The sequence below is a fragment of the Novosphingobium sp. YAF33 genome, assembly GCF_052113265.1.
In the GTDB taxonomy this organism is placed as follows: domain Bacteria; phylum Pseudomonadota; class Alphaproteobacteria; order Sphingomonadales; family Sphingomonadaceae; genus Novosphingobium.
The window spans coordinates 1-21,866 of record NZ_JBFRCW010000022.1; the positions used below are offsets into that span (position 1 = coordinate 1).

The 21,866-nt window shown below is 67.4% G+C and carries 21 protein-coding genes; 13 read left to right on the forward strand and 8 right to left on the reverse strand.

Annotated elements, in window-relative coordinates; translation table 11 throughout:
- The first annotated feature begins 347 nt into the window (after nucleotides 1–347).
- The 7 genes from AB4Z00_RS24885 (at nucleotide 348) to AB4Z00_RS24915 (ending at nucleotide 8,201) form a co-directional block, all read left to right on the forward strand.
- Nucleotides 348–1,340, forward strand: a complete 993-nt coding sequence (locus AB4Z00_RS24885; RefSeq protein ID WP_442047666.1) for a glycosyltransferase — start codon at nucleotides 348–350, stop codon at nucleotides 1,338–1,340.
- 5 nt (nucleotides 1,341–1,345) lie between these two features.
- Nucleotides 1,346–2,797: an oligosaccharide flippase family protein gene (locus AB4Z00_RS24890; RefSeq protein ID WP_442047667.1), complete on the forward strand. Its 1,452-nt coding sequence runs from the start codon at nucleotides 1,346–1,348 to the stop codon at nucleotides 2,795–2,797.
- 12 nt (nucleotides 2,798–2,809) lie between these two features.
- Nucleotides 2,810–3,727, forward strand: a complete 918-nt coding sequence (locus AB4Z00_RS24895; protein WP_442047668.1) for a beta-1,6-N-acetylglucosaminyltransferase — start codon at nucleotides 2,810–2,812, stop codon at nucleotides 3,725–3,727.
- Between the two features lie 50 nt (nucleotides 3,728–3,777).
- Nucleotides 3,778–4,737 carry an aspartyl protease family protein gene (locus AB4Z00_RS24900; protein WP_442047669.1) on the forward strand — a complete coding sequence of 320 codons (960 nt, stop codon included), beginning with the start codon at nucleotides 3,778–3,780 and terminating at the stop codon, nucleotides 4,735–4,737.
- 158 nt (nucleotides 4,738–4,895) lie between these two features.
- Nucleotides 4,896–6,716, forward strand: coding sequence for an ABC transporter ATP-binding protein/permease (locus AB4Z00_RS24905; RefSeq protein ID WP_314469112.1), 1,821 nt, complete (start codon nucleotides 4,896–4,898; stop codon nucleotides 6,714–6,716).
- A gap of 86 nt (nucleotides 6,717–6,802) precedes the next feature.
- Entirely contained in the window at nucleotides 6,803–6,988 is a 186-nt protein-coding gene (locus AB4Z00_RS24910; RefSeq protein ID WP_442047670.1) for a hypothetical protein, read from the forward strand.
- Between the two features lie 163 nt (nucleotides 6,989–7,151).
- Nucleotides 7,152–8,201, forward strand: coding sequence for a glycosyltransferase 61 family protein (locus tag AB4Z00_RS24915; RefSeq protein ID WP_442047671.1), 1,050 nt, complete (start codon nucleotides 7,152–7,154; stop codon nucleotides 8,199–8,201).
- Nucleotides 8,202–8,219: 18 nt separating this feature from the next.
- On the opposite strand, the gene AB4Z00_RS24920 is transcribed toward AB4Z00_RS24915, so the two are convergent.
- The 6 genes from AB4Z00_RS24920 to AB4Z00_RS24945 form a co-directional block, all read right to left on the reverse strand.
- Nucleotides 8,220–8,423 (reverse strand): DUF1737 domain-containing protein, encoded by a 204-nt coding sequence (locus tag AB4Z00_RS24920; RefSeq protein ID WP_132270202.1) that lies wholly within the window; start codon nucleotides 8,421–8,423, stop codon nucleotides 8,220–8,222.
- 127 nt (nucleotides 8,424–8,550) lie between these two features.
- A complete protein-coding gene (locus AB4Z00_RS24925) occupies nucleotides 8,551–9,255 on the reverse strand; it encodes a phytanoyl-CoA dioxygenase family protein (protein ID WP_442047672.1) in 705 nt (234 codons plus the stop codon).
- Nucleotides 9,252–9,650: a GFA family protein gene (locus AB4Z00_RS24930; RefSeq protein WP_132270200.1), complete on the reverse strand. Its 399-nt coding sequence runs from the start codon at nucleotides 9,648–9,650 to the stop codon at nucleotides 9,252–9,254. The genes AB4Z00_RS24925 and AB4Z00_RS24930 overlap by 4 nt, the downstream gene beginning before the upstream one ends.
- 98 nt (nucleotides 9,651–9,748) lie before the next feature.
- Nucleotides 9,749–11,047, reverse strand: coding sequence for an ATP-dependent protease ATPase subunit HslU (gene hslU, locus AB4Z00_RS24935; protein ID WP_132270198.1), 1,299 nt, complete (start codon nucleotides 11,045–11,047; stop codon nucleotides 9,749–9,751).
- 14 nt (nucleotides 11,048–11,061) lie between these two features.
- Nucleotides 11,062–11,631, reverse strand: a complete 570-nt coding sequence (gene hslV, locus AB4Z00_RS24940; RefSeq protein ID WP_132270196.1) for an ATP-dependent protease subunit HslV — start codon at nucleotides 11,629–11,631, stop codon at nucleotides 11,062–11,064.
- 152 nt (nucleotides 11,632–11,783) lie between these two features.
- Complete coding sequence (locus AB4Z00_RS24945) at nucleotides 11,784–12,281, reverse strand: outer membrane protein assembly factor BamE (protein WP_243654483.1); 498 nt, start codon at nucleotides 12,279–12,281, stop codon at nucleotides 11,784–11,786.
- Between the two features lie 168 nt (nucleotides 12,282–12,449).
- Here AB4Z00_RS24945 and AB4Z00_RS24950 point away from each other — a divergent pair, with 168 nt between their 5' ends.
- The 5 genes from AB4Z00_RS24950 to AB4Z00_RS24970 all read left to right on the forward strand — a co-directional run bounded on the left by AB4Z00_RS24950 (nucleotide 12,450) and on the right by AB4Z00_RS24970 (nucleotide 18,669).
- A complete protein-coding gene (locus AB4Z00_RS24950; RefSeq protein WP_134096316.1) occupies nucleotides 12,450–12,965 on the forward strand; it encodes a ubiquinol-cytochrome C chaperone family protein in 516 nt (171 codons plus the stop codon).
- On the forward strand, nucleotides 12,962–13,495 hold the full coding sequence (locus AB4Z00_RS24955) for a YceD family protein (protein ID WP_134096315.1): 534 nt from the start codon (nucleotides 12,962–12,964) through the stop codon (nucleotides 13,493–13,495). The genes AB4Z00_RS24950 and AB4Z00_RS24955 overlap by 4 nt, the downstream gene beginning before the upstream one ends.
- Nucleotides 13,496–13,674: 179 nt before the next feature.
- On the forward strand, nucleotides 13,675–17,199 hold the full coding sequence (locus AB4Z00_RS24960; protein ID WP_442047673.1) for a response regulator: 3,525 nt from the start codon (nucleotides 13,675–13,677) through the stop codon (nucleotides 17,197–17,199).
- Between the two features lie 22 nt (nucleotides 17,200–17,221).
- Complete coding sequence (locus AB4Z00_RS24965) at nucleotides 17,222–18,064, forward strand: CheR family methyltransferase (RefSeq protein ID WP_132270188.1); 843 nt, start codon at nucleotides 17,222–17,224, stop codon at nucleotides 18,062–18,064.
- A complete protein-coding gene (locus tag AB4Z00_RS24970) occupies nucleotides 18,061–18,669 on the forward strand; it encodes a chemotaxis protein CheB (protein WP_132270186.1) in 609 nt (202 codons plus the stop codon). The genes AB4Z00_RS24965 and AB4Z00_RS24970 overlap by 4 nt, the downstream gene beginning before the upstream one ends.
- On the opposite strand, the gene AB4Z00_RS24975 is transcribed toward AB4Z00_RS24970, so the two are convergent.
- Nucleotides 18,645–19,241 (reverse strand): hypothetical protein, encoded by a 597-nt coding sequence (locus AB4Z00_RS24975; RefSeq protein WP_442047674.1) that lies wholly within the window; start codon nucleotides 19,239–19,241, stop codon nucleotides 18,645–18,647. The genes AB4Z00_RS24970 and AB4Z00_RS24975 overlap by 25 nt on opposite strands.
- 309 nt (nucleotides 19,242–19,550) lie before the next feature.
- On the opposite strand from AB4Z00_RS24975, the gene AB4Z00_RS24980 reads away from it, so the two are divergent.
- Nucleotides 19,551–19,958 carry a hypothetical protein gene (locus AB4Z00_RS24980; protein WP_442047675.1) on the forward strand — a complete coding sequence of 136 codons (408 nt, stop codon included), beginning with the start codon at nucleotides 19,551–19,553 and terminating at the stop codon, nucleotides 19,956–19,958.
- A 49-nt stretch (nucleotides 19,959–20,007) separates the two neighbouring features.
- Here the strand turns inward: AB4Z00_RS24980 and poxB are convergent, their stop codons facing one another.
- The gene (poxB, locus tag AB4Z00_RS24985) at nucleotides 20,008–21,744 is read right to left on the reverse strand and encodes a ubiquinone-dependent pyruvate dehydrogenase (RefSeq protein ID WP_132270180.1); all 1,737 of its coding nucleotides are present in this window, start codon (nucleotides 21,742–21,744) and stop codon (nucleotides 20,008–20,010) included.
- Between the last annotated feature and the right edge of the window lie 122 nt (nucleotides 21,745–21,866).

Consider the following 21,866-nt stretch of genomic DNA (forward strand, 5'->3'; position numbering starts at 1 on the left):
CAACTAGCGCTCCCCGCTTTCTTGCGATGGGGGAACAAGCTGTCCGTCTCTGTTGGCGACCGCTGCAAAACCGTGTGGTCCGCTGCGGTGAGAGGCCCTCTAAGTGCCACCCGTGATTCGGTCAAACACTAATTTCAAAAAAACGACATTTCTGAAATTACCGCGGTTTCCCGTGGGTTCGACCTCTTCACGGGCAAATATGGGGGTGGATCGCGGGATATCAACCCCTGGCCATTTCCCTGTCCCTGAGGGGGACCTTGGACAATCGCCTCACGCTTTCTTTACCAGCCTCGCATAAGGCAGCAGCCGAGCCATTTGCCGCGTCCAGAGGGAGTTCCGAAGCGTCCATGCCGAAACCGGCGATCAGCGTTGCCATGAGCGTCTACAATGGCGAGCGATTCCTGCCGCTCGCCATAGAGAGCGTGCTTGGCCAGAGCTTTGCCGATTTCGAGCTGCTGATCCTGGACGACGGATCGACCGACGGTTCGGCGGCGATCATCCGGCGATATGCAGAGGCCGATTCGCGCGTTCGACCGGTGATCCGTGAAAACCGCGGCCTGATCGCCAGTCTCAACCAATTGCTCGGCATGGCCCAGGCGCCGCTCGTGGCCCGCATGGATGCCGACGACATCTGCCGCCCGGAGCGTTTCGCTCGCCAGGTCGCCTTCCTGACCGACCATCCGGACTACGGCGTCGTCGGAAGCTGGAGCGAGGACATCGGCGAGCACGGCGAAGCGCTGGTGCGCAGCGGGGCAGACCATCCGCTCGTCCACGAGGAAATGCTGGCGGCAATCGAGCAGGGCGAACAGCTCATCTGCCATCCCGCAGTGATGTATCGCCGCGACGTGGTGCTCTCCGTCGGCGGCTATCACGCCGCGTTCCGCCACTGCGAGGACCTGGACCTCTGGCTCAGGCTTTCCAGCGTGACCCGGATGGGCAACATTCCCGAACGCCTGCTGCGCTATCGCCGCTATCCCGACCAGGTATCCGCGCGCCATTCCACCGAGCAGCAGATCGGGGCCGTGATCGCGCGCCTGGCCTGGGAAGAGCGCCGCGACGGACGCCCGGATCCGACCGAGCATCTCTCCCGCCTGCCCGCCATCGACGAACTCGACGCACTGTTCGGGCGGAGCGGCGTATCACAGGCCGCGCGCGAGCGTGTGGCCCTGAGCCTGCGCTGGTCGCCTGCCGCAATGCGGGACGACGGCTTCGAGATTCTCCTCGACCATGTGCGCGAGGGCGGACGCCGCGATGGACTGTGGCGCACGGTCGCCCGGCTTCTTCGCTTCGGCGAGCCCCTGCGCGCCGCGCGCCTTGCCGCCGCGCTGGCGCGGAACTGAGCGCGATGTCGGTCCGCCGCGCCGCGCTCTGGTCCCTTGCCGCCCAATACGCGACGTTCACCATCCAGTTCGTCGCGAGCATCGTCATCTCGCGCCTGTTCCTGCTGCCGGCCGATGTCGGGCTGTTCTCCATCGCGCTGGCGGCGGCCATGCTGGTCTCGATCTTCCAGGACCTGGGCATCACCCGCTTCATCTCGGGCCAGCCGGAAATGAGCCCCGCGGCCCTGCCCCATTATGCCGCCGTGGCCGTGACGATCGGCTGGACGGTGGCCGTGGTGGTGGCCGTGGCCGCGCCGATCGTGGCGCACTTCTACGCCCAGCCGGCCATCGCGCCGCTGCTCTGGCTGATCGCGGCATCCTACCTGATCACGCCTTACGCCACCGTTCCTGCAGCCTTGCTGGTGCGCGAGATGAATTTCCGCACGCTTTTCCAGGTCAACGCCGGCAGCGCTCTGGCCGGCAACGGAACCGCCATCGCCCTTGCCGCCTGCGGCTTCGGGGCCTCCTCGCTGGCCTGGGGCGTGCTGGCCACCGCCATGGCGCGCGCGGCCATCGCCAACCTCCATCGCCCCGTCCGTCCCCGCATGCCGAAGGACGCCGGATCGGTGCGCCCCATGCTCGGGTTCAGCTCGATGTCCTTCGTCCTGAGCGCCAGCGCCGCCATCGGCCAGCGTTCGCAGGACCTGATCGTCGGCCGCCTGCTCGGGATCGCCGCCACCGGCCTGTTCAGCCGCGCCAGCGCCCTGGCCGGCCAGCTCACCACTTTGGTGACCGGCGCCATCGGCAGCGTGTTCTACTCCGCCTTCGCCCGCAAGCGCGATGCGGGCGAGCCGCTCGCCGAGCCCTATCTCCACCTCGTGGCCTGCTATACCGCGCTCAACTGGGCGGCGATGATCGGCCTGGCCCTGGCGGCCGAGCCGCTGGTCATGCTGCTTTATGGCCCCAACTGGATCGGCTCCGCCCCGCTGCTGCGCTGGACCGCGCTGGGGGAGATCTTCTTCGTCGCCGTCCCGCTGCAAATGGACGTGCCCCTGCTGCTGGGCCAGATCCGAAAGCTCGTCTGGGTCAATCTGCTCGACACGTCCGCCGCCGTGGTGATCCTGACCGCAGGCTGCTTCATCAGCCTCGACGCCGCAGGCATGAGCCGCGTGATCTACGGCTTCGTCTGGTGGGCGATCTACGCGGTCTATCTCGGCCGGCTGATCGGCTTCCGCTTCGCAGCCTTGATGAACGTCTACGTCCGCAGCGGCATCTGCGCGCTGGCCGCGGGCGTGCCGCTGATGATCGCACGCTGGCAAGGCATGGAGCTGGGCCTGCTCGCCCTGCTGGTGCTCAGCGCCACCGGCGTTCTCGCCTGGCTGGCAGCCCTTGCGGCGACGCGCCATCCGGCCTGGAAGGAAGTGCGCATGATGGCCGAGGCGCTGTCCCGCCCGATCCTGTCGCGCCGGGCGGGCTGACCGGCCGTGAGAATGGCCTACCTGCTGCTCGCCCACGATGCGCCGGAGCAGCTCGAACGCCTGATCGAAACGCTGCTGGCCGCGAGCGCCGAGGATTTCGCGGTGATTCACGCCGACCGCCGCTCGGCGCTCTGGCACGCCTTGCGCAAGCGCCTGCCCGGTCCCGCCGGACGCGTGCATCTGGTGGCGGACCCGGTCGCCGTGCGCTGGGGTCACTGGAGCCAGGTGGCCGCCACCGCGAAGCTGGTACGAGAGGCGACCCGCCTCGGCTGCGAGCGCGCCCATCTGCTCAGCGGCACCGACTGGCCGGTGGCCGCCCGCGCGGACATGGCGCGCGCGCTGGGGGCGAACCTCTGCCATGTCGAAGTGCGGCCCGGCCACATGGCCGAGCGCATGCAGACTTATCGTTTCGACACCCGCTGGCTGCGGCTCGACCCCGCGCGGGACCGGCTCGCCTATGCCGCCACCTGGGAGCTTCGCCGCCTGGCGCGCTGGCTGGACCGTACGCGCGGCAAGCTGGGACGCGAACGCGCGCAGCCCTTCGAAACCTGGGCCTATGGCTCGCAGTGGTGGTCGCTTCCCGCCGATGCGCTCGACATGCTGGCCCGCGAGCTTCCGCCGCTGCTGCGGAGCGGCCGCCTGAAGGGCACGCTCTGCAGCGACGAACATGTCGTGCCCACGCTGGTCGCGCATTTCTTCCCCGACCGGATCGCCGCCAACCAGCGCTTCGTCCGCTTCCCGCAAGGTTCGTCCAGCCCGCGCCTGCTCGGCGCGAGGGACCTCGCGGAAGTGGCCGCGAGCGATGCCTGGTTCATGCGCAAGGTTTCGGCGGCGCACGACCCGTTCTTCCTCGATTCCCCTGCACTGCCGCATGCGCCGGAACGGGACGGCGGCCATGCGGAAACATTGGTGTCGCCCCGGCCCGAGTGATATGATCGACCCTGCGACATCCGCAAAATAGCGGTGCGCAGGAGAGAACGATGCCAGGAGCAGCCCTCGGGCTGACGCTCATCTTCGCCGAAGTGGCGATCCTGGGCGCACAGCCTCTCCCCCCGCCATCCCAGCCGATCGCGGTCCAACTGCCGCAACCGGTCCCGAAGCAGCCCGGCCCGCAGCATTTCGACAGTGATATGGATGCGCCGATCCAGGGCCAGGCCGACGATGACGACCGCATGACCGTCTCGGTGGGCGTTGAGGGCCGCGGCCCCTACAACTTCCTCATCGACACCGGCTCGCAGACCACGGTGGTGTCGTCCGCGCTGGCGGGAAAGCTGGGACTGGTGCCGGGGCCGATCGTGCGGGTCATCAGCATGGGCGGCACGAGCAGCGTCGCCACCGCCCGGCTCGACTCGCTCGACATCGGGCTGAAATCCTATTCGGGCCTCACCGTACCCCTGCTCGAACGCCAGCACATCGGCGCGGACGGGATCGTCGGCACTGACAGCCTGCAGGACCAGCGGGTCGTGCTCGACTTCACGAAGAACACCATCGCCATCGGCGATGCGCAGAGCCTGGGCGGCAGCAGCGGCTACGAGATCATCGTGCGCGCCCGCAAGAAGGCGGGGCGGCTGATCATGACCAACGCCCTGATCGACGGTATCCGCGCCGATGTGGTGATCGACACCGGTGCCAGCTCCACCATCGGCAACCTCGCCCTGCAACGCGCCATCCGCGACAGGTCCACCGGCCAGACCACCCTGCTCTCCGTGACGGGCCACGAGCTTCCCGCGGGCCTCGGCCTCGCCCGCAAGCTGCAGATAGACGACGTGAACATCTCCAACGTGCTGATCGCCTTCGCCGATGCGCCGGCCTTCAAGGAGCTGAACTTGCGCAAGCGACCCGCCATCTTCCTGGGCATGCGCGAACTGCGGGTGTTCAAGCGGATCGCCATCGACTTCTCCACCCGGCGCATCCTGTTCGACATGCCAAAGGGGTCCTGAGCGGCTGGCTTATGCCCGGAGCGGGGGTTACGCCCTGCTCGCGGCCGCAGATTGGCACGGTGCTTAGTGTCTCGCGCCCGCCCGTCGCGTGCCCCTGTCACGGACCCCTGTCACGCCCGCGCGATTGTCTATTGGCGCCGGCACCCTAAATAGCGCCGATGCCGCCAGACACCGCCGTCACCGATTCGCGCGCCCGCCACGATGGCTGGCGCACCCTGCTGCGCTTCATGCCTTATCTCTGGCCCGTCGGAAATCCGGCGCTGCGCTGGCGGATCGTCTGGGCCTGCGTGTTCATCCTGCTGTCCACCGCGACGCAGCTGGCGCTGCCCTACCTGATGAAATGGGCGGTAGACCTGATGGGCGCCACCGGACCCAGGCTGGTGCAACTGGCGATGCTCATGGTGCTGGGCTATGCGGCCGGCCGCCTGATCCAGACCGCCTTCGACAACTTCCGCAACATCGTGTTCGAGCGCGTCGGCCAGGACGCGACGCGCGAACTGGCGGAGAACGTGTTCGGCCAGCTCCACCGCCTTTCGCTGCGCTTCCACCTTGCGCGCCGTACCGGCGAAGTGACCAAGACCATCGAGCGCGGCACCAAGAGCATCGACACGATGCTCTACTTCATGCTGTTCAACATCGCGCCCACGATCCTGCAGCTCGTGGTCGTGGCCGTGATCTTCTACATCAATTTCGGGCCCGGCCTCGTGATCGCGACGGCCCTGGCCATTGCCGCCTATATCTGGGTGACGCGCACGATCACCGAATGGCGCACCAAGCTGCGTGAACAGATGAACCGGCTGGACGGGCAGGCGCTGGCGCGGGCGGTGGACTCGCTGCTCAACTACGAGACGGTGAAGTATTTCTCCGCCGAGCATCGCGAGCAGGAACGCTATGCGCAGGCGACGCGCGCCTATGCCGTGGCGGCAGTGAAGAGCGAGAATTCGCTGGGACTGCTCAATATCGCGCAAGGCGTGGTGGTGAACCTGCTGATGGCCGGCGCGCTCGGCTATACCGTGTGGGGCTGGTACAAGGGGCAATATACCGCCGGCCAGCTCGTCTTCGTGCAGACTTACCTGACGCAGCTGTTCCGCCCGCTCGACATGCTGGGCATGGTCTATCGCACGATCCGGCAGGGCCTGATCGATATGGCGGAGATGTTCCGCCTGCTCGACGAACCGCAGGAAGTCTCGGACAGGCCCGGCGCCCCGGCGCTGGTGATCCAGCGGCCCTCGATCGTGTTCGACAACGTGGTCTTCGGCTACGAGCCCGACCGCCGCATCCTCAAGGGCCTGACGTTCGAAGTTCCGGCGGGCCAGAACTTCGCCGTCGTCGGTCCCTCGGGCGCGGGCAAGTCCACGCTCGCGCGGCTGCTGTTCCGTTTCTACGATCCGCAGGAAGGCCGCATTCTCATTGACGGCCAGGACATCGCCGGCATCACGCAGGAATCGCTGCGCGCCGCCATCGGCATCGTCCCGCAGGATTCGGTGCTGTTCAACGACACCATCGGCTACAACATCGGCTACGGCCGTGACGACGCGGTTCAGGCGGACATCGAATCGGCCGCTCGCGGCGCGGCGCTGATGGGCCTGATCGACCGCCTCCCGCAAGGCTTCGCCACGGAAGTGGGCGAGCGCGGCCTCAAGCTCTCGGGCGGCGAAAAGCAGCGCGTCGCCATTGCCCGCACGCTGGTGAAGAACCCGCCGATCCTGCTGCTGGACGAGGCGACATCCGCGCTCGACACCCGCACCGAGCAGGACATCCTGGCGACCCTGCACCGCGTCTCGGAAAACCGCACGAGCCTCTCGATCGCGCACCGCCTGTCGACGATCTCGGATTCGGACCGGATCCTGGTGCTCAACGACGGCCGCCTGTCCGAAAGCGGCACCCATGCCGAACTGCTGCGGCAGGACGGTCTCTATGCCGAGATGTGGGCCCGTCAGGCGGCGGAAGCCGAAGCGATGATCGAGGCGGCGGAATAGCGCAGGGCGGGCAGGAACCTTGCCCGCCCTCGTGGGTTGCGCAAGGGTCCAATCCTCCGGAGCCTGCCCGCGTGAAGATCCCACCGATGTCCGCCGTCCTCCTGCACATGGCGGCCCTGGCTCCCCTGATCCCTGCGGCCGTGATCGCCGGCCCGGTTCTGGCGCAGGAGGAGCCCGCGCCGGTTCGCCCGGTGGCGGCCGTCTCCGCCGAGAAGGGACAAGTCGCTCTCCCCGATGGCGCCATTCGCGACCAGGCGCCCCGACCGGACTGACCCCGAACCACTCTTCCCACGCAGCGCCCTGAAGGCGCAGGCATCCCTCGTTTCCCTTCCCGAAAAGCCCCGGGCCGACCTTCGGATTGCCCCTCGCCGCGAGATCCGGAAAAATGCCCGCCACCGGCCGGCATCCGGCGCGGATTCGATCGGCAGGGAAAAGATGCTCGCCACCACCGACCCGTTTGTCAGGCACTTCGTCCAGCCGGTGCCCCGGCGCGAGCCGATTGAAGTGCGGCTCTTCGCCGGCGAGCGCCGCCTGACGCTGGAAGTGGGCCGGCCGATGGACTTCCGCGCGCTGACCCTGCTGTCGGAACGGACCTGCTCGAAACGATCCGCCGATCTCGCCGGCTTCGGTCCCCGCGCGCTGGCCAAGCGCGCCATCGGCCGGTGGAGCAAGCCGATCGACGCGGGCCTGTTCCTCGATACCCGCCACATAGAGCCCAACAACGTCTCGCACCTGCTGATGGACATCGTCCCGCTGTGCCTTTCCGCCCGGCGCGCGGCGGGGGACGCCGCGTTCGTGTTCCGCCCGCTACAGCCGGCGTTTCGCGAGCTGCTCCTGCAATTCGGGATCGATCCGCTCTGCACCTATCGGCCGGTGTCGGGCGAGAAACTCAGCTTCCGGCTGGCGCGCGGGCTATCGCAGTTCGGGATCGAGGCGCATTTCGACGCGCCGCTCTACAGCTATACCGGCGAAGTCTACACCGACTACGGCGCCGCGCCATCGGGCCGCCGCAAGCTGTTCGTTTCCCGCCGCGGCCCAAGGTCGCCCCTCAATGCGGCGCAGCTGGACGCCATGCTCGAGGCCCGGGGTTTCACCGTGGTCTACATGGAAGATCACGCGATCCCGGACCAGATCGCCCTGATGCAGGAGGCCGACGACGTCGTCGCCATCCACGGGGCGGCGCTGGCCTATCTGGCGCTGAAAGCCCGCACCTCCCGGGTGATCGAGATCATGCCGCCCAGCGTCTATCACGATCACTTTCCCATCGGGATCGGGCACAAGGTGGACCGCTATGTCCAGCTGATCCCGAGCTTCGACGAGAATGTCCAGTATCAGGGCTGGGCCGAAATCTACCGGCACAAGCAAAGCCCGTTCCATGTCGATCTGGCCCAGCTTGAGGAGGCGCTGGATGAAAGCGCTCCTGGCGCAGGCGCGCGGGAAGCTGGCAAGGCCGCGCCGGCTCACCCCATCGCCATGGGCGCCTGAGAACGCCTCGGTCTGGGCTCAGTCCTTGACGACGTCGGCCTCGTGCCAGACCACGGCCTGGGCCGCCTTCATGCAGTTTTCGGCGGTATCCCACGACAGCGACGGCGAGCCATAGAGGCGCCATCCCTGCGCCAGTGCTTCGGACACACGCTCGCAGAAGGCACGGTCGTCAGCTCCGGTGAGCAGGCGGTAGATCGGGCGGTCCTCGGGGGTCTGGTACATCCTGGCATCTCTCTCTCGCTAGAGCGTTTTCTACCGGGAGGATTCACCCGCTGGCCCGGAAAACGCGGCAAACCACGCCGCTGGAGCAGCCCGGCCGGTCGGTCGGATCGGAAACTGCTCCAGCGAATCAGATGCCTAACCACTCCAGCCCGGCTGGCAAGTCCCCAGCCGCGTAATCGACCTGGAGCACGCGCCTGCGCCGCCCAGGCCGCGCCGCATGGGACGCGTGGAGGATCGGCGTGCGATAGAGCCAGACGTCGCCCGCCTCGGCCAGGCAGGCATGGATCGGCGCTTCGTCCACGACGGCCCCGATCCTGTCGACCGCAATGCGGCCGAGCCGGTGAGAGCCCAGCGCCACCAGCAGGGGCGCATTGTCCTCGTCCACCGGATCAAGGTGAATCCGCAAGGTCATCATGGCTTCGATCACCGCAAAGGGCGGTTCCACATGGTCGATCCCCTGCTTCACTGTCCATGGCCCGAACCCCGGCGCCTCGGCGCGGCTGCGCAGGGCGATGGTCCGGTCCTGATGCCAGCCGAGCGACCAGTCCGCCCGGTCGTTCTTGTCGAACAGCACGGCCCTTACCGGCTTCCCGGGCCGGCTTCGGTGCCGGGCGACGATGGCGCCGACCGGCCCGCTGGGCGACAGTATCTCGGCCAGTTCGGGATCCCCGGCGATGCGGCATCCCGCGCGGCCATCCGGCCACTTCGCCAGCACGTCCTGCAAGTCCTTCAGGTTCGGAAGCGCGCCGCCAGGACAGAGACAGGCCCCATCCCGCGCCAGATCGAGCGCCAGGTCAGCTGCCCTCGGTGGGGCCAGGTCCGGTTCGATCACCCCGGATAGCGCTCGAACTCCGGCAATTCGCCCATATGCTGCATCCAGCCCACGCGTTCGGCCACCTGGATATGGGCCTGGGGCGGGAGAGCGTCGGGATCGTCGAGCGTGGCGACCTGGATGTCGACGAGACCGGGAAGATAGGCTTCGTTCGTATAGGAAATGCCCGTGCCGCAGCGGGGGCAGAAGTGGCGCATGGCGCTGCCGCTGGAGTTGTAGACCGACGGGTTTCCGGCTGTCAGCGCGAAATCCGGCGTCTTGAAGGCCGCCCAGGCCACGACCGGCGCGCCGGAGGACTTGCGGCAATCGGCGCAGTGGCAGAGCGCGACGTGTTCCGGCTCTCCGTCCACGACATAGCGCACGTCACCGCACTGGCATCCACCTTCCAACTTCATCGCGAATCTCCTCTGATGCGGGGGAGGCTAATCGATTCGGCGGAACATTCAAGGAACAACTGAAGTCGTCCCGGGCCGGACCCGGGACGACGGTCCGATCAGAGAATGTACTTCGAAAGGTCGGCGTTTCCGGCCAGGCCTTCCAGCTTCTCGCGAACGTAAGTCCGGTCGATGACCACGGTTTCGCCCTTGCGGTCCTCGGCCTCGAAGCTGAGTTCCTCCAGGAGCTTTTCCATCACCGTCTGCAGGCGGCGGGCACCGATGTTCTCCACGGTCTCGTTCACCAGCGCGGCGATGCGGGCCACTTCCTGCACGGCATCGGTGGTGATCTCCACCGTCACTTCCTCGGTTTCGAGCAGCGCCTTGTACTGCGCCACCAGGTTTGCGCGGGTTTCCGAAAGGATGCGCACGAAGTCTTCCTCGGTCAGCGCCTTCAGCTCCACGCGGATCGGCAGGCGTCCCTGGAGTTCGGGCAGCATGTCGCTCGGCTTCGCGACGTGGAAGGCGCCGCTGGCGATGAAGAGGACATGGTCGGTCTTCATCGGACCGTACTTGGTGGCCACGGTGGTGCCCTCGATCAGCGGCAGCAGGTCGCGCTGCACGCCTTCGCGGCTGACCGAGCCGCCGCGCACGTCGGAAACGGCGATCTTGTCGATCTCGTCGAGGAAGACGATGCCGTTGGTCTCGGCATTGGCGAGCGCCGTGCGCGCGACATCGTCCTGGTCCATGCGCTTTTCCGACTCTTCGTCGACCAGCTTGTCCCAGGCGTCGGGCACTTTCATCTTGCGGCGCGTCAGCTTCTGGCCGCCGAACTTGCCCATGATGTCCGAGAGGTTGATCATGCCGACCGAACCGCCCATGCCCGGGATCTCCATCGGCGCCGAGGGCGTGTCCTCGACTTCGATCTCGACTTCGGTCTCGTTCATGGCGTTTTCGGTGATGCGCTGGTGGAACGAGGCGCGGGTGGCCTCGGATGCGCCCTCGCCGACCAGGGCATTGAGCAGGCGCTCCATCGCGGCCTTGGAGGCAGCCTCACGCACCGAATCGCGGCGGCGGTCCTTTTCGAGGCGAATGGCCTCTTCCACGAGATCGCGGGCGATCTGTTCCACGTCGCGGCCGACATAGCCGACTTCGGTGAACTTGGTCGCTTCCACTTTCACGAAAGGCGCATCGGCCAGCTTGGCCAGGCGGCGGCTGATCTCGGTCTTGCCGCAGCCCGTCGGGCCGATCATGAGGATGTTCTTCGGCGTCACCTCGTCGCGCAAGTCGAGCGAGAGCTTCTGCCGGCGCCAGCGGTTGCGCAGCGCCACGGCGACGGCCTTCTTCGCCTCGCTCTGGCCGATGATATGCGCGTCGAGCGCGCGGACGATGGCCTTGGGGGTCAGGTTGTCTTTCATGGTGTCCTGGAAGCTCAGATGGTCTCGACCGTCACGCGGTCGTTGGTGAAGACGCAGATGTCGGCGGCGACGGCCATGGCGCGGCGCGCGATCTTCTCGGCGTCGTCCTCGTAGCTGTCGATGGCGCGCGCAGCGGCAAGGGCATAGTTGCCGCCGGAGCCGATTGCGGTGATCTGGCTTTCGGGGCCGCCTTCGGGCTCCAGCACGTCGCCATTGCCGGTGAGCACCAGCAAGGTATCGGCATCGGCCACGATCATCAGCGCTTCGAGATTGCGCAAGTACTTGTCCGTACGCCAATCCTTGGCGAGTTCGACGGCCGCGCGCATGAGCTGGCCGCGGTGCTGCTCCAGCTTGCGCTCCAGCCGTTCGAACAGGGTGAAGGCGTCGGCCGTGGCGCCGGCGAAGCCCGCGATCACCTTGCCGTCGCCGATGCGGCGCACCTTGCGCGCATTGGGCTTCATCACCGTGTTGCCCATGGAAACCTGACCGTCACCGGCGATGACGGTCTTGTCGCCCTTCTTCACACCGATGATCGTCGTACCGTGCCACTGGATCAGGCCGTGGCTAGCCCCGCTATTATCCATGCCGCGGGATATATGTCGGCATTCTCAGGGTTCAAGCGGGTAAGGCGCAACCACCCGCGCGCCCGAAACAACAAAAAACGTCCGCGAAACCGATAGGCGGTCTCACGGACGTTTTGCAGGCGATCTCGTGACCGCCCTCTCTCCGTCTGGAATCAGCTGCCGTTCGGTCCGGGGCCCGTGGGCTGGGTACCGGCACCGCCCATGCCGCCAGCGCCAACGGCGCCGATGTTGCCGAACAGGTCTTCCAGCAACCCGCGGTGACGGCCGAGGGTCGGCGTGGTGTCGCCGTTCGGGTTGATGCGGGCCACCTGCTCCATGCCGCGCTTGTCGACGCCGACGACATTGCCGGCCGGATCGAAGCGCACGCGCAGCACGGTCTGCTCCGAGGTCTGCGGACGGCGGAACGGCGGGGTCTTCACCGTCTGCGAGATGTAGTAATAGTCCTTCTCGCCGAACTGGCTGACGAACGTCGGGCGGCCGAGCGTCTTTTCCACCGAGAGGCGGTTGTCGATGCCGGGCTGCACCGAATCGAGCAGCGTCTGGTCGATCAGGTAACCGCGATGGTCGCGGACCGACGTGCATCCTGCCGTCAGCGCAGCCAGCGCCAGCGCGATGCCTGCCGCCTTAGCCATGTGACCGTAACTGCGCATTTTCCCACTCCATTCGGGGCCGAGGCCTGGTTCGGGCATTGCCACCCGGCGCAGGGCCCATATATCGGCCAGATAACGGCACCGAGCCTTAGAGCCCGCCAGCCCGTCACGCAATGGGCGTTGGGGCAGGTCGATTGAATTGCCGATGAACGAAAGGTCAGACTGTCCGTGTCCTTGCTTTCCCGTCTCGTCGGCAAGAGTTCCGACCCTCGCGCAGAAGTCCGTCCGCTCTGGCACCGGGTGGTGGAGATCGCCCGCGAAAAGCCCTGGTATGCGCAGTTCGGCGTGGCCGATACCGTGGCCGGCCGCTTCGATGCGGTCACGCTGGTGCTGGCGCTCGTCATGCTGCGGATGGAACGGGACGGCGCGCTCATCACCCCCTCGGTCCATCTGACCGAGCTGTTCGTGGACGACATGGACGGCCAGCTGCGCCAGTCCGGCGTGGGCGACCTGGTGGTGGGCAAGCGCATGGGCAAGCTGATGAGCGTGCTCGGCGGCCGCATCGGCGCGCTTCGTGAAGCGCTGCCGCAAGGCGGCGCAGCGCTGGCCGAAGTCCTCGGCCGCAACGTGACGCTGATCGAGGGCGCCGACCGCCTGGCCCTTGCCGCCCATGTGAAGGCGCTGGCGCTCCAGCTCGACGCCGTTTCCGATCCCGACCTCATGAACGCGAGCATTGCGCGATGACCGACACCCCTGCCTTCAAGCCCGAATTCTCCCGCAGCCTCGACATCCGCCAGGCCGAAGTCAAAGCCGCCCACCGCGTCGAAGCCGACGCGGCCGAGCGCGCCGCGCTGGCGGTGCGTTTCGGTCTCGTGCGGATCGACCGGCTCGCCGCCGACATCGAACTGGAACGCCGCGACCGCAAGGTCGAAGGGCGCGGCCGGATCAAGGCGGACTACATCCAGGCCTGCGCCGTTTCGGCCGAGGATATCGCCGTATCGCTGGACGAGCCGGTCTACTTCCGCTTCGTTCCCCAGGCCGGCGATCATACGCCGGACGAGGAAATCGAACTCGATTCGGACGATTGCGACGAAGTCGAATATACCGGCAGCCATATCGACCTCGGCGAAGCGGTGGCGCAGAGCCTTGCGCTGGCCATCGATCCGTTCCTGACCGGGCCGGAAGCCGATGCCGCGCGCAAGGCCGCCGGAATCGGCACGCCCGAAGACAGCGGCCCCTTCGCGGCGCTGAAGGGCCTTGGCCTGAAGGAGTGACTGGCGCCGGGTGACGCCCGGCCGGGCAGAATCCGAAGGGTTTCGCCCGAAATGCGGCCACCTGCCGCCGTGGGATCGCGGAGATTGCGCTCAGGATTTCCTTCCGGTGACGGAACGCCTTGATCGCTGGCGTATTTCCCCGCAAGCGGGAGGTTCCGCTCTCCTTTCCTGGCAGGCCCATGCATTCACCCTTCCCACAGACCGATCCTGCCCAGCAGATTCTCGGCAGTTCTTCCCTGCGCACCCGGTCGCGCCCCGGTCTCGATCCCAAGACGACGTTCGGCCTCGCGATCGCGATCCTGTTCTTCCTGGCCAGCGGGACGGTGGCCTACCTCAATGTGCGCGTGCTGCGCGACGATGCCGCCAGGATCGTCCATTCGCACGAAGTGATCGTGTCGCTGAACGGCCTGCTTTCGGCGGTGCAGGATGCCGAGACCGGGCAGCGCGGATACCTGCTGACCGGGCGGGAGAGCTATCTCGACCCTTACCGCAGCGCCCTGGCCGATGTCGGCGGGCAGCTTGAGACGATCACCGCGCTCACCCGCGACAATCCCGATCAGCAGAGCCGCCTCCAGCCGCTGCGCCGCCATATCGATGCCAAGCTGGCCGAGCTGAAGGAGACCATCGAGGCGCGCAGGAACGGCGGCCTCGAAGCCGCGCTGCTGCTGGTCGCCTCGGATCGCGGCAAAGTGGAGATGGACGCGGTCCGCAGCCAGCTCGCGCAGATGCAGCTGGAAGAGGCGCGGCTGCGGCAGGAGCGGCTCACGGAAATGGAGCAAGCCTACAAGTCGGCCTGGGCGAGCGGCGTGGCCTCCTGCCTCCTGGGCATCGTCCTGACCCTGGTGATCGGCTTCCTGATCCGCCGCGCGGCGATTGCCGCGGGGCAGCGCGAGTGGCTGCAATCCGGCCAGGTCGGCCTGGCCTCCGCCGTGCTGGGCGACCAGCCGGTGGAGCAACTGGGCGAGAGCATCCTGGCCTTCCTGGTCCGCTTCGTGGGCGCGCAGGCAGGCGCGGTGTTTTCCGGGGACGGCCATCACTTCCGCCGGGTCGCGGCTTACGGCGTGCCCGAGGATGCGGGCATCGTCGAGCGCTTCTCGCTGCGGCAGGGCCTGCTGGGGCAAGTCGCGGCGGATGGCGAGCCGGTGCTCCTGGCCGACATTCCCGACAGCTATCTCACCATCGGCTCCACTTTCGGCAGCGACAAGCCGCGCCATCTGCTGATCGCCCCGGTCGTGGCCGACGAAACGGTCCACGGCGTGATCGAGCTGGGCTTCCTCCAGCCGGTGGACGACCAGGTCCTGGCGTTCCTGCGCGAGATTTCCAACGCGGCGGGCGTCGCGCTGCGCTCGGCCCGCTACCGCGCCGACTTGCAGCACCATGCCGAGGAACTCCAGGTCCAGAGCGAGGAACTGCGCGTCTCCAACGAAGAGCTGGAAGAACAGGGCCGCGCCCTGCGCGAATCGCAAGTGCGGCTGGAGCACCAGCAGGTCGAGCTGGAGCAGACCAACTCGCAGCTGGAGGAACAGGCCCAGCAACTGGAGCACCAGCGCGACGATCTGGCCCGCTCGAATGCCGTGGTCGAACTGAAGGCGCAGGAGCTGGAGCAGGCCAGCCGCTACAAGTCCGACTTCCTGGCCAACATGAGCCACGAATTGCGCACGCCGCTCAATTCGCTGCTGATCCTCTCCAAGCTGCTGGGCGACAATCCGCGCGCCAACCTCTCGGGCGAGCAGGTGCAATATGCCCGAACCATCGAAGCGTCCGGCAACGACCTGCTGGCGCTGATCAACGACATTCTCGACCTTTCGAAGATCGAGGCCGGGCATTTGCAGATCCGGCCCGAGACAGTGCTGCTGGACCGGCTCGCCAGCGACATGCGGCAGGTCTTCCAGCCGGTGGCGCAGACGCGCGGGCTGGACTTCGAGATCCGCATCGCCCCGGATTGCCCCGCCACGCTCGATACCGACCGCCAGCGCCTGGAGCAGATCCTCAAGAACCTGCTGTCCAACGCCTTCAAGTTCACCGAGGCGGGCAGCGTGCGGCTGGAGATCGCGCCGGACGGCGACGATGCCCTGCTGCTGGCCGTCACCGACACCGGCATCGGCATTCCCGAAGACCAGCAACGCGCCATTTTCGAGGCGTTCCGGCAGGCGGACGGCACGGTGAACCGCAAGTACGGCGGCACCGGCCTTGGCCTTTCGATCTCACGCGAGCTGGCCCGCCTGCTGGGCGGCGCGATCTCGCTGGCGAGCGTGGCCGGAAAGGGCAGCCGCTTCACCTTGCGCATGCCGCTCGCCCATGACCCGGCGCAGGCCGGGCCGGGCAGCGCGAGTGCCCTTGCACCGGCGCTGCCTTCGGTCTTCGCGCCCGCCCCTTCCGGCATGCCGCAATTCACCGCGTCCCAGTTCGCGGCGTCCCCCCAGCCGGCCCCGCCTACGCCTCCCGCCGGGCGCGCACCGGCCGCGGCCGTCCTGCCGCGCCCGGTCGAGGACGACCGCGACACGGCCGCCATGGCCCAGCGCGTCCTGCTGGTGGTCGAGGACGATTCCTCCTTCGCGGGCATCGTGCGCGACATGGCGCGGGAAATGGGCTTCCAGTGCCTCGTTTCCGGCACCGCCGAAGAGGCGCTGCAACTGGCGCGCAGCTTCCGTCCCCATGCCGTCGTGCTGGACATCGGCCTGCCCGACCAGTCCGGCCTCGCCCTGCTCGACCGCCTGAAGCGCGATGTCGAGACGCGCCATATCCCGGTCCACGTCGTGTCGGGTTCCGACCATACGCAGACCGCCCTGTCGCTGGGCGCCATCGGCTATCTGGTGAAGCCGGTGAAGCGCGAGGATCTTTCGGCCGTGCTCCAGGCCCTGGCCGCCAAGCTCGATTCCTCCACGCGCCGGGTGCTCATCGTCGAGGACGACCCCGTCCAGCGCGACGCCGTGGCGCGGCTGCTGACTTCGGGCGATGTCGAAACCGTGGCCGCCGCCACTGCCGCCGAATGCCTGGAGCTGCTGGCCAGCCAGACATTCGACTGCATGGTGCTGGACCTCGCCCTGCCCGATGCCAGCGGATTCACCCTGCTGGAAACCCTCAGCCGCGAGGGCGCCTATGCCTTCCCCCCGGTGATCGTCTATACCGGCCACGATCTGACGCCGGACGACGAGCAACGCCTGCGCCGCTATTCGGATTCGATCATCATCAAGGGCGCCCGCTCGCCCGAACGCCTGCTCGACGAAGTGTCGCTGTTCCTGCACCAGGTCGTCACCGAAATGCCGCCCGAACAGCAGAGCATGATCCAGCAGGCCCGCAACCGCGACGCGATCCTCGAAGGGCGGCGCATCCTGGTGGTGGAGGACGACGTGCGCAACGTCTACTCGCTCACCAACATCCTCGAACCGCAAGGCGCGGTGGTGGAGATCGCGCGCAACGGGCAGGAGGCGATCGACGCGCTCGACCGCTCCTCCGGCGATGACGGCCGCCGCATCGACCTGGTGCTGATGGACGTGATGATGCCGGTGAAGGACGGGCTCACCGCCACGCGCGAAATCCGCCAGGACCCGCGCTGGGCCAAGCTGCCGATCATCACCCTGACCGCCAAGGCCATGCCGGACGACCAGGAACGCTGCATCGAGGCCGGCGCCAACGACTACATGTCCAAGCCGCTGGACGTGGACAAGCTGCTCTCGCTCGTCCGGGTCTGGATGCCGCGATGAAGCACCGCGCGGGACGATCGTGATGGAGAACGACAGGATCCAGGAGGAGAAGATCGAGGATATCGAGATCCGCCTGCTGCTGGAGGCCCTCTACAGCCGTTACCACTACGATTTTCGGGGCTACGCCCAGGCCTCGCTGAAACGGCGCTTGCGGCAGGCCCGCGACCAGCTCGGCCTGCCGACCTTCTCGGCGCTGCAGGACCGGATGCTGCGCGATCCCGCCATCGTCACGCGCCTGCTCGGCTTCCTGACCGTGCAGGTCAGCGAACTGTTCCGCGACCCCGCCTATTTCCGCGCCATTCGCGAGAAAGTCGTGCCGCATCTGCGCACCTACCCTTCGCTGAAGGTCTGGATCGCGGGATCCAGCACCGGCGAGGAGCTCTATTCCTTCGTCATCCTGTTCCGCGAGGAAGGGCTGGAGGACCGAACGCTGTTCTACGCCACCGACATCAGCCAGGAAGCGCTGGACGCCGCCGCGCGCGGCATCTACCCGCTCGACCGGATCCGGGCCTTTACCGAGAACCACCAGCTTTCGGGCGGAAAGTCCTCGCTCTCGGACTATTATTCCACGGCCTATGGCCGCGCCGTCTTCGACAAGAGCCTGCGCGACCGCGTGGTCTTTTCCGACCACAGCCTGGTCACCGATGCCGTCTTTGCAGAGATGCACCTGATCTCCTGCCGCAATGTCATGATCTATTTCGACCGGGAATTGCAGGACCGCGCGGTGGGGCTGTTCCGGGAATCGCTGGCACGCAAGGGCTTCCTGGGGCTGGGCGCGCGGGAGAGCCTGCGCTTCTCGCAATATGCCGGGGCCTTCAGCGCTTTCGTGCGCGAGGAGAAGATCTACCAGAGGCGCGATCCATGACCGAAAGCGCCCCGAGCGCGCCGCGTGCAGTGGTCATCGGGGCTTCGGCCGGCGCGGTGGAAGCGCTGCTGCATGTGCTGCCGCAGCTTCCGCGCGGTTATCCGCTGCCGGTGCTGGTTGTCGTCCATGTCCCGCCCCAGCGTCGCAACGTGCTGGCCTCGCTCTTCGCGGCCCGCTGCCCGCTCGACGTGCGCGAGCCCGACGACAAGGAACCGGCCGCGCCCGGCACGATCCTCTTCGCCCCGCCGGACTATCACATGCTGGTGGAGGCGGATCGCACGATCTCGCTTTCGGTGGAGGGGCCGGTGCAGTTTTCCCGCCCCTCGATCGACGTGCTCTTCGAAAGCGCCGCCGATGCCTATGGCCCGGGGCTGATCGGCGCCGTGCTCACCGGCGCCAACCATGACGGCGCGGAGGGCCTGGCCGCCGTGGCCGCGGCCGGAGGCATGGCCATCGTGCAGGACCCCGCACAAGCCGCCTATCCGGTCATGCCAGAGGCCGCCCTGGCCCTGACGCCGCGCGCCGAGCGGCTGACCCTGGATGGGCTGGTGCGCCGCCTGCTGGCCGCCGGCGATCCGTCTCAGGCCGGCGAAATCAGCCGGTAGGCGCCGCCCATCAGCCGCGTCACTTCCTCGCTGCTCAGGACATATTGCGGCTCGTAGCCCAGGCCAGAGCGCCTGGTGCGCCGCCAGTGATCGACGTAGAGGCCCTTGTCCGGTCCGAACACCGAATGGACGTGGCGCGCCAGTTCGGCCGGACAGTTGGCGGAAGCAGCCTCGCGGAAGATGGCGATGTCGGCCACGTAAGGCCCGACCATGACCCAGACGTGCCCGCTCCAGTGCAGGTCCTCGGCGCTGAACACGGCGGGACCGTCCACCGGCTCGCGGCGGCCATGAACCGGCGTTCCATCCACCGAGAGCACCCCGGCCACCACCTGCACGGGCGCCGAAAGGTGCCGTTCGAGCTGTACCGCCAGCGCCGCGCTCAGCCAGGCAGAAGCCGCGCGATCCTCGCTCGCGGCCTTGGGAAAGACTTTCAGGATCTCCACCGCGCAGGCCGCCAGCCGGGCCTTGTCGGCATCCGGCATCTCGTAGGCCTTGAACGCCCTGGCCGCGGCCCAGCCGTGCTGCGCGGCCACCAGCGTGCCGAGCTGGATCAGGTCTTTTGCGCCTATCATCTGAAAACCGTCATCCGAAAATTCCTGCTGGTCGTGCCCGGGGCCTGTCCGAAACCTGCCACACAGGGCCGATCCCGGTCCCCGGGCGGCCACTGGCCCGGCCCCTTAGAGGAGCTTGGCAACCAGGCCAAGCACGGTTTCGCCAGGGCGCGCCGAACGCCGCGCAAACAGCGGCGACCCTCCGGCACGCACCGATCATGACATTTCCCGTTCACCCCTTGCCCGCGGCCCTGCCGGGATGCGATCAGCGAAGGTCAGCCTTCTGTATCCGCCCCCTGAAACCTGCCCCTGAACCTTGAAAGAATCATCATGCGCGCGCTTCGCCTTCCGGCCCTGATATTCTCCCTGGCCGCCGCCCTTTCGGCACCCGCGGGCGCGCAAGTGAAGGACAGCCACGGCAACGAACTCCATGTCGGCAGCCCGCTGAAGCCGGTGGCGGACTATGACGGTGGCACCGTCAGCAAAGGCCGCCCGGCGCAATGCGTGCTGGACGGCGATCCGCGCAAGGTCTGCACTTTCTATCCCCGCAACGGCGACGGCAGCTTCGCCATCGACGTGGAAGGCCGGGCCTACTACGCGGACAAGACGGCGCCGAACCGCATCACGGTGGACTACGACAACGGCGCGCGGATGGTGCCGCAAGGCGCCTTCACGCGCAGCCCGCGCGATCCCGCCTGCTGGGTCCAGGGTGCCAGCCGCAAGATCTGCATCTATTGAAGGCGCGCCGGGCGGCCGGCGTTCCCGCGCCGGCCGCAGCGACGCCCACTCAATGCCAGAGGTTGGTGCGCGCCAGATCGACCAGTTCGTCGCCGCGACCGCTCATCACCGCACGCAGCATGTAGAGCGTGAAGCCCTTGGCCATCTCGGCATTGATCTTGGGCGGGATCGGCAGCTCGGTCCGGGCGACCACGGCATCGACCAGCACCGGACCGTCATGGGCCAGCGCCTCGGCCAGGCCGGATTCGACGTCGGCCGGGTCTTCCAGCCGGATTCCCTTGATGCCGATCGCCTCGGCCATGGCCGCGAAGTTCGGATTGTCGAGTTCTGTGCCGAAAGGCAGGAACCCGGTGGACTTCTGCTCCACTTCCACGAAGCCCAGCGTGCCGTTGTTGAAGACCACGATCTTGGCGGGAAGGCGGTACTGGCGCAGCGTCAGCAGGTCTCCCATCAGCATGGCGAACCCACCGTCTCCCGATAGCGAGATCACCTGCCGACCAGGAAAGGCGCATTGCGCGCCCAGCGCCATCGGCATGGCATTGGCCATGGAGCCATGCCAGAGCGAGCCGATCAGCCGCCGCTTCCCGTTCATCCGCAAGTAGCGCGCCGCCCAGACCGTGGGCAGGCCGACATCGAAGGTGAACACCGCGTCCTCGGACGCCAGGTCGCTGAGCGCCTTGGCCACTTGCTGCGGATGGATCGGCGTCTTGCCCGGCTTGCCTTCGGCCAGCCCGTCCAGGTCCTTGCGAGTACGGCGATAGTGCTCGACCGCCTTGTCCAGATGCTTGCGGTCCGGCTTGTCCGGCAGGCGCGGCAGCAGCGCGCGGATCGTCGCGCCCACGTCTCCCACCACGCCCAGGTCCAGAGAGGCCCGGCGGCCGAGCTGGCCGGGCCGGATGTCGACCTGCAGGGTCCGCACATCGGAGCCGGTGGGGTAGAACTGGCGATAGGGAAAGTCCGTGCCCAGCATCAACAGGATGTCGGTATCCATCATCGCGTAGTAGCCCGAGGAAAAGCCGATCAGCCCGGTCATGCCCACGTCGTAGGGATTGTCGTACTCGACGTGCTCCTTGCCTTTCAGCGCGTGGACGATCGGCGCCTTGAGCTTTTCCGCCAGGGCCAGGAGTTCGTCGTGCGCGCCTTCGCAGCCCGAGCCGCAGAGCAGGGTCACGCGCTTGTCCGGCTCCAGCATGGCCGCCAGGGCATCGAGCTGCGCCTCTTCGGGCACGACCACCGGCGGCTTGGGCAGCAGGCCCAGCGGCTTGGGCCAGGCCTCGTTGGCGGCGGGCTTCAGCGCCACGTCTCCGGGGATGACCAGGACGGAGACGCCCCGCTCGCCGATGGCGGTGCGGATCGCGATTTCCAGGCTGCGCGGCATCTGCGAAGGATCGGAAACCAGCTCGCAGTAATGGCTGCACTCGCGGAACAGCTCCTGCGGGTGGGTTTCCTGGAAATAGCCCGAGCCGATCTCGGGCGAAGGAATCTGGGCAGCGATGGCCAGCACCGGCACGCGGGAGCGGTGGCAGTCGAACAGGCCATTGACGAGGTGCAGGTTGCCCGGCCCGCAGCTTCCCGCGCAGACCGCGATGCTGCCGGTCAGGTGAGCCTCGGCGCCGGCGGCGAAGGCGGCCACTTCCTCGTGGCGAACATGGATCCATTCGATCCGGCCATGGGCGCGGATGGCATCGGTCAGCCCGTTGAGGCTGTCACCGACCACGCCGTAGACTCGTTTGACACCGGCGGCTTCCAGCGTGGCAATGAATTGTTCGGCAACGTTCCTGGCCATGTTTCACCTCGTGTCGGGACATCGAATGGGGCACCGAAGGGTTCAAACCCCTCTCCCGGCGAAGGGTGCCACGAAGCTGACAGTTTTCGTCGCCTGCGCAACCATGCCAAGGTATGACGTGC